The sequence below is a fragment of the Streptomyces anatolicus genome (assembly GCF_019400875.1).
Taxonomy (GTDB): Bacteria; Actinomycetota; Actinomycetes; order Streptomycetales; family Streptomycetaceae; genus Streptomyces; species Streptomyces anatolicus.
Genome location: NZ_WMBF01000001.1, coordinates 25,159 through 37,132, shown reverse-complemented (window position 1 = coordinate 37,132; position 11,974 = coordinate 25,159). Strand labels below are relative to the sequence as shown.

The 11,974-nt window shown below is 72.1% G+C and carries 13 protein-coding genes; 2 read left to right on the top strand and 11 right to left on the bottom strand.

What is annotated here, in order from left to right; genetic code table 11:
• Window positions 1-33: 33 nt before the first annotated feature.
• A complete protein-coding gene (gene fdxA / locus GKQ77_RS00160) occupies window positions 34-357 on the top strand; it encodes a ferredoxin (protein WP_219686553.1) in 324 nt (107 codons plus the stop codon).
• Window positions 354-1,118, top strand: coding sequence for an enoyl-ACP reductase FabI (fabI, locus tag GKQ77_RS00155; RefSeq protein ID WP_219686526.1), 765 nt, complete (start codon window positions 354-356; stop codon window positions 1,116-1,118). The genes fdxA and fabI overlap by 4 nt, the downstream gene beginning before the upstream one ends.
• Before the next feature lie 81 nt (window positions 1,119-1,199).
• On the opposite strand, the gene serS is transcribed toward fabI, so the two are convergent.
• The 11 genes from serS to GKQ77_RS00100 all read right to left on the bottom strand — a co-directional run bounded on the left by serS (window position 1,200) and on the right by GKQ77_RS00100 (window position 11,916).
• Complete coding sequence (serS, locus tag GKQ77_RS00150) at window positions 1,200-2,477, bottom strand: serine--tRNA ligase (RefSeq protein ID WP_219686525.1); 1,278 nt, start codon at window positions 2,475-2,477, stop codon at window positions 1,200-1,202.
• Window positions 2,478-2,610: 133 nt separating this feature from the next.
• Window positions 2,611-3,831 (bottom strand): beta-ketoacyl-[acyl-carrier-protein] synthase family protein, encoded by a 1,221-nt coding sequence (locus GKQ77_RS00145; RefSeq protein WP_219686524.1) that lies wholly within the window; start codon window positions 3,829-3,831, stop codon window positions 2,611-2,613.
• Window positions 3,831-4,061 (bottom strand): acyl carrier protein, encoded by a 231-nt coding sequence (locus GKQ77_RS00140; protein WP_030791443.1) that lies wholly within the window; start codon window positions 4,059-4,061, stop codon window positions 3,831-3,833. The genes GKQ77_RS00145 and GKQ77_RS00140 overlap by 1 nt, the downstream gene beginning before the upstream one ends.
• Before the next feature lie 76 nt (window positions 4,062-4,137).
• The gene (locus tag GKQ77_RS00135; protein ID WP_219686523.1) at window positions 4,138-5,160 is read right to left on the bottom strand and encodes a beta-ketoacyl-ACP synthase III; all 1,023 of its coding nucleotides are present in this window, start codon (window positions 5,158-5,160) and stop codon (window positions 4,138-4,140) included.
• Window positions 5,157-6,140, bottom strand: coding sequence for a ferritin family protein (locus GKQ77_RS00130; RefSeq protein WP_219686522.1), 984 nt, complete (start codon window positions 6,138-6,140; stop codon window positions 5,157-5,159). The genes GKQ77_RS00135 and GKQ77_RS00130 overlap by 4 nt, the downstream gene beginning before the upstream one ends.
• Window positions 6,137-6,691: a flavin reductase family protein gene (locus GKQ77_RS00125; RefSeq protein WP_219686521.1), complete on the bottom strand. Its 555-nt coding sequence runs from the start codon at window positions 6,689-6,691 to the stop codon at window positions 6,137-6,139. The genes GKQ77_RS00130 and GKQ77_RS00125 overlap by 4 nt, the downstream gene beginning before the upstream one ends.
• Window positions 6,688-7,230, bottom strand: coding sequence for a hypothetical protein (locus tag GKQ77_RS00120; RefSeq protein ID WP_219686520.1), 543 nt, complete (start codon window positions 7,228-7,230; stop codon window positions 6,688-6,690). Before GKQ77_RS00120 ends, GKQ77_RS00125 begins: the two co-directional genes overlap by 4 nt.
• Window positions 7,231-7,251: 21 nt before the next feature.
• Window positions 7,252-7,734 carry a type II toxin-antitoxin system RatA family toxin gene (locus GKQ77_RS00115; protein WP_219686519.1) on the bottom strand — a complete coding sequence of 161 codons (483 nt, stop codon included), beginning with the start codon at window positions 7,732-7,734 and terminating at the stop codon, window positions 7,252-7,254.
• Window positions 7,735-7,736: 2 nt separating this feature from the next.
• Window positions 7,737-9,059, bottom strand: a complete 1,323-nt coding sequence (locus tag GKQ77_RS00110; RefSeq protein WP_372459811.1) for an aspartate aminotransferase family protein — start codon at window positions 9,057-9,059, stop codon at window positions 7,737-7,739.
• A 42-nt stretch (window positions 9,060-9,101) separates the two neighbouring features.
• Complete coding sequence (locus GKQ77_RS00105) at window positions 9,102-10,241, bottom strand: acyl-CoA dehydrogenase family protein (protein WP_219686518.1); 1,140 nt, start codon at window positions 10,239-10,241, stop codon at window positions 9,102-9,104.
• Window positions 10,242-10,278: 37 nt separating this feature from the next.
• Window positions 10,279-11,916 carry an aldehyde dehydrogenase family protein gene (locus GKQ77_RS00100; protein ID WP_240659916.1) on the bottom strand — a complete coding sequence of 546 codons (1,638 nt, stop codon included), beginning with the start codon at window positions 11,914-11,916 and terminating at the stop codon, window positions 10,279-10,281.
• Window positions 11,917-11,974: the final 58 nt, after the last annotated feature.

The window sequence follows — 11,974 nt, the reverse complement described above, 5'->3', positions numbered from 1 at the left end:
ACCGTCCCCACCGACGTGAATGAGGTATCCCGCATGGCCTACGTCATCGCTCAGCCCTGCGCCGACGTGAAGGACAAGTCCTGCGTCGACGAATGCCCCGTGGACTGCATCTACGAAGGCGGCCGCGCCCTCTACATCCACCCCGATGAATGCGTGGACTGCGGCGCCTGCGAGCCCGTCTGCCCCGTCGAGGCCATCTACTTCGAGGACGACGTGCCCGGCGAGTGGGGCGACCACCGCGGCTCGAACGCCGCCTTCTTCGCGGAGATCGGCTCGCCCGGCGGCGCCACCGCGCTCGGCGCGCTGCCGCACGACTCCGCCCTGGTCGCCGCCCTGCCGCAGGCGGTGGCGTCATGAGCGGGCTGCTCGCGGGCAAGCGTGTGCTGGTGACCGGCGTCCTCACCGAGGCGTCCATCGCCTTCCACGCGGCCCGCATCGCCCAACTGGAGGGCGCCGAGGTCGTGCTGACCGGCTTCGGGCGGCTCTCCCTGATCGAACGCACCGCGGGCCTGCTGCCCAAGCCCGCCCCGGTCGTCGAGCTGGACGTCACCGACCCGGCGCACCTGGACGGCCTCGCCGACCGTCTGCGTGAGCACGTCGACGGCCTCGACGGAGTCGTGCACTCCATCGCCTACGGCCCGCCCGGCGCCTTCCACTTCCTCGACGGCACCTGGCAGGACGTGTCGAGCGCCGTGCACGTCTCCGCGTACTCCCTGAAGTCCCTGACCACCGCCTGTCTGCCGCTCCTCGAACCGCGCGGCGGCTCGGTCGTCGGCGTCACCTTCGACGCGACCGTCGCCTGGCCCAAGTACGACTGGATGGGCGTCGCCAAGGCCGCCCTGGAGTCGACGAGCCGCTACCTCGCCCGCGACCTCGGCCCGCGCGGCATCCGCTGCAACCTCGTCGCCGCGGGCCCGCTGCGCTCCATGGCCGCCAAGTCCATCCCCGGCTTCTCCGAACTCGCGGACGACTGGCACACCCGCGCCCCGGCGGGCTGGGACCTCACCGACCCCGACCCGGCGGCGCGCGGCATCGTCGCCCTGCTCTCGGACCTCTTCCCGCGCACGACCGGCGAGATCGTCCACGTCGACGGCGGGGCCCACATGATGGGCGCGTGACCCGCGAGGCGATGACCGAGGGGGAGTCCGGGTGGCGTCACCCGAACTCCCCCTCGTCGTGCGCCCGGCGGCTGTACTCGGTCACTCCGTCGTGCCGTCCGGCAGGATCCGGCGGAACCCGGTGTACGAGATCAGCGCCTCGGGCAGCTCCACCGAACCGTCCGGCCGCGCGCCCTGCTCCAGGAGCGCGGCGACCGTGCGCCCGACCGGCAGCGCCGAGCCGTTCAGCGTCGCCGCGTACTCCTTGCGGCCGTCCGCCGTGCGGCACCGGATGCCGGCGCGGCGGGCCTGGAAGGTGCCGCAGTCGGAGACCGAGGAGATCTCGCGGTAGGAGCCGCTGCCCGGCAGCCACACCTCGATGTCGTACGTCGTCCGGGCCGAGAACCCGAGATCACCGGCGGGCAGCAGCACCACACGGTAGGAGAGTTCCAGGCGCCGCAGGCTCTCCTCGGCGTGCCCCAGCATCAGCTCCAGCTGCGCGGGCGCGTCCTCGGGCGCGCAGACGCGGACCAGCTCCACCTTCTCGAACTGGTGCAGCCGCAGGATCCCCCGGGTGTCCCTGCCGTACGCCCCGGCCTCCGCGCGGAAGCACGGGGTGCGGGCCGTGAACGCGTACGGCAGCTCGCGGGCGTCCAGGGTCTGCTGCGCGAGCAGGTTGGTGAGCGGGACCTCCGCCGTGGGGATCAGGAACAGCTCGCGGTCGCCGACCTGGGTGGCGAACAGATCCTCCGCGAACTTCGGCAGCTGGCCGGTGCCGGTCATGGTGTCGCGGTTGACCAGGAACGGCACGGAGTGCTCGGTGTAGCCGTGCTCGGCCGTGTGCAGGTCGAGGAAGAAGTCGGCGAGCGCCCGCTCCAGGCGGGCGCCGGGGCCGCGGCTCACGGTGAAGCGGGCGCCGGAGAGCCGGGCTGCGGCCTTGCCGTCGAAGAGGCCGAGCCGCTCGCCGATGTCGGCGTGGTGGCGCTCGTCGGCCGCCTCGCACGGCGGCGGGCCGCCCCGGCGCACCTCCACCGCCTCCTTCTCGGAGTCGCCGTCCGGCACCGAGTCGAGGGGGATGTTGGGGATGGCGAGGACCAGGTCGGCGAGGTTCCTGCCCGCCTCCTTGGCGGCGGCCTCGGCCCGCTGGACCTCGGCCCGCAGCGCGCGGGCCGCCTCCTTGTCCTGCTCGGAGGGCGGCCCGGCCTTGCGCTCGCGGGCCGCGCGGTTCATCTCGGTGCGCAGCCGGGTCACCTCGGCCTGGGCGTCGGCCCGGCCGCGGTGGGCCGCGTCGAGCGCGGCCACGTCGAGGTCGTGGCGGCGGCGGGCGAGCCGCCGTACCGCGTCGGGGCCGGAGGCGATCAGTTCGCGCGGATCGTGCATGGCTTCTCCTGGGGTCTGCGGCGGGGCGGGGGAGATGCGCCGAGCCGCCCCTCTGGCGAGGGGCGGCTGCGGCTCCTGCCGGGGCAGGGTCGGGGGGATGGGCGCGAGGCTGGGAGCGGGTCCGCTCCGGTGCTCACGCGGGGGCGAGGGCCAGGACGGTGTTCTGGCCGCCGAACCCGCAGGAATTGCTGAGCGCCAGATCGATGGGCATGGAGGTCGCCGAGTACGCCAGCTTGATGTCGACCTCCGCGTCCGGCATGACGAGGTTGGCGATGGGCGGCACCAGCTCGTGCTCGATGCTCAGCAGCGTGAACGCCGCCTCCACCGCGCCCGCCGCGCCGAGCAGATGCCCGGTCACGCCCTTGGTCGAGGTGACCAGCGGATCCCCCTGGAGGGTCCGTTTGATCATCCTCGCCTCGGCGACGTCGTTGAGCGGCGTCGAGGTGCCGTGGGCGTTCACATGCTGTACGTCGTCCGGATCCGCGCCGGCGTCGGCGAGGGCCGCGCGGACCGCCGCCTCCACCCCGGCGCCGTCCGGATGCGGCGACGTCATGTGGTGGGCGTCCGCGGTGGCGCCGTAGCCGATGATCCGGCCGTGCTGGTGCGCCCCGCGGGCCCGGGCGTCCTCGACGCGTTCCATGACGAGGATCCCGGCGCCCTCACCCGCGACGAACCCGTCCCGCTCCGCGTCGAAGGGACGCGAGGCGTGGGCGGGGTCGTCCTCGCGCCGGGACAAGGCGCCCATCTGCGCGAACCCGGCCATCACCAGCGGGGTGATCATGGCCTCACTGCCGCCCGCGAGGACGACGTCACAGCGGCCGAGCGCGAGCAGGTCCCTGGCGGTGCCGATGGCCGTCGCCCCGGAGGCGCAGGCGGTGGCCACCACCAGGTTGGGTCCCGTCGCCCCGAACTCGATGGCCGTCTGACCGGCCAGCATGTTCGGCAGCTGCATGGGCAGCAGCAGCGGCGAGACCCGGTCGGCGCCCTTCTCCCGTAGCGCGTGGTGCTGTTCCTCGACCGTGCCGGGGCCGCCGTCCGCGCAGCCGAGCACCACCCCGACCCGGGCGCCGTCCCAGGTCAGCGGGTCGAGCCCGGCGTCGGCGATGGCCTCGCGCGCGGCGACGAGGGCGAACTGGACGAACCGGTCGAGACGGTGGGCCCTGCGGGCGGACAACAGCGCTTCGGGGTCGAAGCCGGGCACACGGCAGGAGATCCGTACCGGATTGTCCGCCAGTACGGGATCGAACGCCGCGCCCGACCGGCCCTCGCAGACCGCCGCCCAGCTCGGCCCCACCCCGATGCCGCCCGGGGTGACGAGGCCGAGCCCGGTGACGGCGATGTCGATGCCGGCCATCAGACCTTCGCGCTCCTCTTCTCCATGAGTTCCACCATGTCGGCCACGGTCTCGGCCTCCAGGAGGTCGTCGTCGCTGACGTCGATGTCCAGTTCGGACTTGAGCAGCAGCGACAGCTCGACCACGGCCAGCGAGTCCAGCTCGATGTCGTCCCTGGTGGCCTCCGGGGTGATGGCCTCGGGGGACACCTTGAGCTTGTTGGACAGGATTTCCTTGAGCTGCTCCAGCATGACGATCCCTTTCGGAAGGCGTACGCGCCGTTCGGCGTACGGGTCTTGAGGAGGTACCGCCGGGCGCCCGCGGGCGTCAGACGGAGTGCACTTCGGGCCAGACGAGCGTGGTGGCCCCCCAGGAGAGCCCGCCGCCGAACGCGGTGAGCAGCACCCGGTGCCCGGCGGTGAGCCGGCCGTCGGCGGCGGACTGGGACAGAAGCAGGGGGAGCGAGGCGGCACCGGTGTTGCCGACCTGCTCGATGTTGCTGAGCTGCCGCTCGGCGGGGATGCCGAGCCGCTCCGCGACCGAGTCGAGGATGCGGGCGTTCGCCTGGTGGGCGGCGAACCTGTCGATGTCGTCGAGCCGCCAGCCGGACCGCTCGGCCGCCTCCCGCGAGGTGGCGGTCATCCGCTCCACCGCGTGCCGGTAGGTGTCGCGGCCGAGCATCCGGAAGTACTGGTCGCCCGGCTCGGGCGCGGTGCCCGCCGAGCGCTGCCGGGAGCCGCCCGCGGGCACCTCGATGAGATGGCTCAGCTCGCCGTCGCTGCCGAGGACGAGCGGGCCCACCGCGCCCGGCTCGTCCGCCCGCCCGGCCCGCAGGACCACGGCGCCCGCGCCGTCCGCGAAGATCACCGCGGTGGTGCGGTCCTCCGGGTCGATGATCGTGGTGAAGGCGTCGGCCGCCACCAGCAGCACCCGCCCGGCCACCCCCGAGGCGATCAGCCCCGAGGCCGTGGCCAGCCCGTAGAGGAAGCCGGAGCAGACGGCGGCCACGTCGAACGCCGCGACCTGGCCGAGGCCGAGCCGCGCCGCCACCGTCGGCGCGGTCGCCGGGCACGGCTGGTCGGGGGTGGTGGTGGCCAGGACGACGGCGTCCACCTCTTCGGTGTCCGCCGACTTCAGCGCGCGCAGACCGGCCTGGACCGCCAGGTCGGAGGTGGCGGTGCCGGGCGAGACCATGTAGCGCTCGGCGATTCCGGTGCGGGAGCGTATCCACGCGTCGGAGGTGTCGAGGCGCCGCGACAGCTCGTCGTTGGTCACCTTGTTCGGCGGCACGTAGGAGCCGATGCCGCAGACCACCGCCGACCGGCCGAGCGGCCGGGCCGCGCCGCTCATGCGCCCGGCTCCGGACTGCTCAGGACCTCGACGGGCAGCCCCATGTACGCCATACGGGACTCGGCCATCTCGTCGGTCCACCGCTCGGCCATGTCGTAGCGCTGCTCGGGCGTGGTGTCGAGCATCCGTACGCCCGGCCAGATCTCGTAGTCGCCGATCTTGTCCGCGTGGTCGGCCATGCCCTTCTGGAACAGCTCCTCGCGGTGGATGACGAACTCCCTGTCGGGGATCTCGTCCCACAGCTTCACCCCGGCCCGCAGGATCTCCAGCAGACGCGGGCGGTACTCGGGGTGGGCGACGACGTGGTCGCGCAGGATGGTGCTGGCCACCGTCAGATGGCGGATCTCGTCGATGGCGGTGCCGCGCGAGATCTCCCCGGTGGCCGGGGAGAGCGGGGTCCACTTGCGCTCGCTCAGCTCGGCGGCCGGGGCGAGGACGCCCTCGATGACGATGGCGAAGACGGCGACGCCGCCCGCGAAGTCGCCCTGGTCGCGGACGATGTCGAGGGTGAAGTCGACGACCGGGTTCAGGACCCGCTCGCGGTAGTCCGCGGCCATCTCGTCGATGTCCTTCAGGAGCGTGTCCGCGGGGTGGCCCAGCTCCACCAGGTGGTTGCGGAAGACGCGGGCGTGCCGGGCCTCGTCGATGAGCTGGGTGGCGTAGAACTCCATCTCGGGCACGCCCGGGGCGAGCGCCACATAGTGGCCGAGCAGCCGGGTGGCGATCTCCTCGGACAGCCCGCGGAAGCCGAACTCCAGGACCAGCGCGTCGCGCAGCGGCCCCGGTGCCTTCAGGAAGTCGGGGACGGTCGCGTTCTCGTGGTGGCCGGTCGCTCCTCGGTCGCGCAGGGTGCCCTGGGCGACGGAGGTGAACCAGTAGGCGAGGTCGCAGTCGTCGGGGCCGAGGGTGAGCTCCTTCGCGCCGTCGAGCAGTCCTGGTGCCTTGTCCCAGTCGGCCTCGGGGGCCACAGAACCGGTCATGATGCCGATGTCTCCTTCGTGGTGCGGGCGGGATGCAGGGAGCCTGCGAAGAGGCCGCCCGCGTAGCTGAACAGCGGCGGGCCGCTCTCGGCGGTGGCGCGCACGACATAGCCGAGCAGCACCTCGCCGTCGCCCGCCCGGTGCGAGGAGTGGAGCCGGCACGAGTAGTGGGCGAGCGCCTCGGTCAGCCGCGGGGCACCGGCGTAGGCGTCGGCCGTCCAGGGCACCCCGTCGAACTGGGCGCTGCCGTCGGGCCGTGAGCTGTCCGCGAACCACCGCGCCAGATCGCCCTGCCCGCCGTCCAGCACGTTGACGACGAACCGCCCCTCGGCGGCGGCGAGCCGCGCGAACGACGATCCGGGCCGCAGCGCCACCCCGATCAGCAGCGGCTCGCGCGAGACCAGCGTCACCGTGCTCGCCGTGGTGCCGTGCAGCAGCCCGGCGTGGCCGACGGTCAGCACCGACACGGGCGAGGCCAGGTGGTACAGCGCCCGGCGCCGCTCCGCCGGGTCCTGGCGCACCGGGCGGCGCAGCGGGGTGAGCGTGCTCATCGCAGCGCCTCCTCGCGGGCCCGGGCCGCGGGGCGCGGCGCCTCGGCGATGTGCCCGACCGGCTCCGGGTCCTGCGCGTGGCCGACCGGCTTGGGGTGGGCGACCCCGAGGTCGTCCAGGAGCCGCAGATAGCCGGTCTGCCGCACGGGCTCGAAGGGCAGCGCGAACGACTTCATGAAGTTGCCGAACAGGCCCCGGTCGCCGAAGAGGTGGAAGGGCAGCACGAGCAGCGCCCACTCGGGACCGATCAGCCAGCACCACAGCGCGGCCACGGCGGCCTGGGTGATGAGGCTGTGCATCACGTTGTAGAGGACGTAGTACACCTTGGAGATCGGTTTCCCGCCGCTGCGCTTGAAGGCGATCGCGCCGGGGATGTAGCCGATCAGGTCGATGTAGAGGAAGAGGGCGACCGCCGGGATCCAGCGGATCTCGTCGATGTGCGCGAGGAGCAGCCCGGTGGAGACCGCGAAGCCCACCAGGTACTCGGCGCGGTGCAGGGAGAACGTCTTCGGCGTCTCGAAAGGATTGGCCTGGTCCATGGTCAGCTCCTGGCTAAGGTCTCAGGCGCCGACGGCGGCGGGCTGCGACAGTTCGATGCCGCCCGCGATCCGCGTCTGGGGGAACAGACCGGTCAGCGCCCAGGCGACGGTCTCCTTGATGACCCGCTCGGCGATCGGGTCGAGGATGCCCTCGAGGCTCGGGATGCCGAAGTCGAACTCGGCGTCGAAGCGGACGGCGACGTCCTCACCGGCCTGCGTCAGCGCCCAGGTGCCGGTGAAGGAGTCGAAGTCCCCTTCGGACTGCTCGAAGCGGATCTCGCCCTGCTCCGGCAGGAAGGTGTCGTCCTCGGTCCAGCGCAGCAGGCCGCTGCGGAAGTGCAGCTCCCAGCTGGAACTGCACCGGGGTTCGGGCAGCGAGGCGTGGACGGTGGTGGAGTTCACGTGGGGGGCCAGGTCCGGGTACTTCTCCCAGCGCATCACGGCGTCGAAGACCGTGGAGACCTGCACCGCGGGGACCACTGCTTCCAGTTCTACGTGCCGCACGATCAGTTACCGCCTTCCGGCATGGTGGCCGCGCCGCGCACGAGGTCGCGGGTGGCCAGGTCGAAGGAGTTGAGGAGGAACTCCACGTCGGTGTCGCTGAGGACGGCGGGCGGCGTGAACCGCACCACCGAGCTGCCGTTCATGGAGTGGTTCGCGACCACCCCGTGGTTGAACAGTTCGATCAGCAGCTCGCCGGCGAGACCGGCCTCGACCAGCTCCACTCCGATGAGCAGCCCCTGGCCGCGTACGTCGACGACGAGTTCGGGGATGTTGCGGTAGGCGATCTCGGCGATCCGCGGCAGCAGCACGGCGCCCAGGTCGGTGGCCCGGGTGACCAGGCGCTCCTCCTTCATCGCCCGCACCGCGCCCTGGACCGCGGCCATCAGGACGGGCTGGCCGGAGAAGGTGGCGGTGTGGACGTAGGGGTCCTTGTCGAAGGGGCGGAACGCCTTGCGGGTGGCGATCGCCGCGGAGACCGGCAGCACACCGCCGCCGAGCGCCTTGCCCGCGAGCAGCACGTCGGGGCGTACGCCCTCGATGTCGGCGCCCCACCATTCGCCGAGGCGGCCGAAGCCGGACTGCACCTCGTCGAGGATGAGGAACCCGTCGTGCTCGCGGACCAGTTCCTCGACCCGCTTCAGATAGCCCTTGGGCGGCAGGATGACGCCGCCCTCGCCCTGGACGGGCTCCAGGATGACGCAGACCTCGCCGGGGTGGGCGGACAACTCCGCCTCCAGGGCGTCGGCGTCACCGAACGGCAGGTGCTGGAAGTCGGGGATCAGCGGCCGGAACGGCTTCTGGTAGACCTCCTTCGCGGTGGCGGACAGCGCGCCGAGCGTCTTGCCGTGGTAGCCGCCCCGCATCGAGACGGTCCGCTTGAAGCCGCCGGCGCGGGCCAGCTTCAGGCCGGTCTCCACGGCCTCGGCGCCGGACAGCGCGAAGTGCACTCGGTCAAGGCCCTCCGGCATCACGGAGACCAGCGCCTCGGCGGCGCGGGCCACGGTCGGTTCGAGGAGGATGCGGGTGGCGGTGGGGTGCGTACGCAGCTGGCGCTCCACCTCCTCCATCACGATGGGGTGGCGGGCGCCCATGATGAAGACGCCGTAGCCGCCGGTGTTGAGGAAGCGCTCGCCGTCGCTCGTGGTGAGCCAGGCGCCTTCGGATGCCACCTCCATGTGGCTGCCGAAGAGTTCGGCGAGGGTGGCCCTGCCCTTGCTCAGGTGGGCGCGGTACAGGCCGAGGATCTCCGCCTCGGTGTCGGCCGCGGAGGCGCCGGAGGCCGCCGGCGCCCCGGTCGCTGCCGGGGTTTCCTGGGTTACGGTCACGGTTTTCTCACTCCAAAGAAGCGGTGCGGTCGGGGCCGGTGGTCAGGCGAGGACCAGCGGGCCTCCGTCGAAGTAGCGAAGGAGCGGCTCGGCGGCGGCGCCGCGGCCCGGCGGGTGGAAGGCGAGCGCGGTGGACGCGGCGGCCTCGAGGGCGTGGGCGGACGAGCGGATGAAGTCCAGGCCGCCGAGGAGTTCCAGGGAGCGCGCGGTGATGCGGGGCAGCGCGTTCTGCACGGCGTAGCGGGCGACGAGCACCCGGGCCACCGAGGCCTCGTCGCCCGGCTCGGGGCCGATCGCGCGGGCCACTCCTTCGAGCAGCGCCAGGGAGGCCTCCAGTTCGACCGCGAGGGCGGCCCGCTCATGGACGCTGCCGCGCTCGCGCTCCTGGACCTGCTCGACAAGGGCCGCCGCGCCGCCCAGATACCCGGCGGTGATGAGCATCTCGAACCAGACGAACCCGGCGGTCTGCAGGTCGTCCAGGCGGCGCGGATCGTCGGCCCCGGCGCGGACGACCATGTCCTTCGGTACGAAGACGTCCTCCAGGCGCACCTCGTCGCTCTCGGCGGCGGCGAGCAGTTCGTTGCCCCAGAAGGGGTGGACGGTCAGGCCGGGCGCGTCGGCGGGCACCAGGGCGAGCGCCAGTTCGGGGTCGCCCTCCAGGCCGTGGATGGCGATGCTCGCGGTGAGCAGGCTCATGGAGCGGGAGAGGCTGCACGGCTTCTTGGAGCCGGAGAGCAGATAGCCGCCCTCGACCGGGCGTGCGGTCACCGCCGGGGTGAGGATGTTCTGCTCGGTGCGGCCCTCGGCCCAGCCGGATGCCATCACCTGCTGCTCGGGGACGGCCCGGCGCAGCAGCTCGGTCTGGGCGTCGGTGAGCCGGCCCTTCTCGGTGGCCAGCGAGTAGAGCATGGCGACGGTGAAGTGGTGCATGGAGACGGCCGCGACGAGGGACGGCGAGAGCGCGCCGAGGGCCAGCTGGGTGTGGAGCGCGTCGAGCGGGGCCGCGCCGTGGCCGCCGAACCTCTCGGGGATCAGCAGGCCGACCCCGCCGTGGATGCGGAAGAGGTCGATGATCGGGCTGCCGGGCTTCTCCCGCTCGGTGTAGGGGAGTTGTTCGAGCTCCTTGAGCAGGCCGGGGTGGTAGCGCTCGCAGACGGCCCGAGCGGCATCGAGGGAACGCACGTCAGAACCTCCGTGGGTCCGTGGGGATGGGTGCGGCTCAGTCGTCGAAGGCGCCGAAGACCGCGTCGTAGGGGCTGACGTCACGGGCGATGCTGACGCCCTGCACGTGGGAGGTCTTGAGCATCGGGTAGTTGGCCTCGCCGAAGGCGCCGCCGGTCCGGCCGGTGCCGCCGTGGCTGGGCAGATAGGGCAGGAAGCCGATGTGGGAGTCGTTGACCTTCAGAAGGCCGCCGTTGACGACGCGGCGCACGAAGGTGTCGATGACGTGGTCGGAGCGCGACCAGAGGGAGTTGCGCAGCCCGTACTCGTTGGAGTTGACGAAGCGCAGGAAGTCCTCGAGGAGCGCGTCGTCGTTGTCGGCCTCCGGCACGATGACGGGGATCAGCGGGAAGAACGTCTCCTCGCGCACCACGTCGTAGGTGCGGGCCCGGTCGAGGCCGTCGACGCGTACGACGGTGGGCTGGAGGAAGACACCGGTCTCGGAGGGGGTGCCGTCGAGTTCGGTGCGGTGGCCGCCGGTGACCAGCTCGGCGCCGTTGTCCAGGGCCTGGCGCAGGAGGCGGAAGAAGCGCTCGCTGCGGCGGACCGGCGAGAGCAGGACGTCCTCCTCCTCGGGGAAGCCCGGCTTGATCGCCTTGACCTGCTCCTTGACCTCGGCGATGAGCGCGTCCGCGACCGCCGGGTGGACCAGCACGTAGTTGGGGACCATGCAGATCTGGCCGGAGCCGAAGAACGACTCGGTGATCGCCTCGGCCGCCCACTTCACGTCGGCGTCCTTCCACACCACGATGCCGTCGTTGCCGGCGAGTTCCAGGATCGGCTTCTTGCCGTTGGCCACGCACGCCTGCTCGAAGCGCAGGCCCTCCTGGCTGCCGCCGATGTAGAAGATGTCGTTGATCAGCGGATCGGCGACCCAGCGGTCCAGGGTCTGCTTGGGATTGCTGCACACCGCGTTCAGGACACCGGCGGGGGCGTCGAACTCCTCCAGGAGCGGCGCCACGATGTCCCGCAGCAGCCACATGGTGGACAGGGCGATGCTGCGCGGTGCCCGGACGACGACGGCGTTGCCCGCCATCAGGGCGAGGACGGAGAGCGCGGCGCTGGGCAGCGGGGCGTTCTGCGGCGGGTTGAAGGCCACCACGCCGTCCGGCTGGCGCTGCAGGATCAGCTTGCGGCCGCCGTACTCCTTCTCGACCCGCATCTGCTTCGTGTACCAGCGCAGGGAGCCGGGGGCGTAGATCTGGAGCAGGCAGCTCAGCTCCCAGCGGGCCAGCTTCACCGGGTGGGACTCGGCGACCAGCATCTCCAGGAACTCGTCCTGGTGCTTGATCAGTTCCTCGCGGAACCGGGTGCCGAGCCGCATCCGCCGCTCCTGCGGCACCGCCGCCCAGTCGGGGGCGGCCGCGGCGGCGGCCTGCGTGGCGAGGTCGATGGCGGAGTCGTCGGCGATCGCGCACCGCCCCACGACATAGGGGTGGTTGGCCGCGTCGGATTCGGGGTCCTGCTCCAGCGTGCGCTTGAGGCTCACGCTGGTGAAGACGTCCTCCAGCAGGGAGCGCCCGCTGACGGTGTAGACCCACCCGTCACCCGCGACGTCCTTGCCAGCGATGTAGAGGTCGTAGCTCTTGAGTCCGGAATGTGCCGGAGCACTTTCCTCCTGTATGGCGCCGCGCATTATCAGCCTTTCGGGTGGGGTATCTCCGAGTGGATTCCGATCTGGTGAGCCCTTGCGA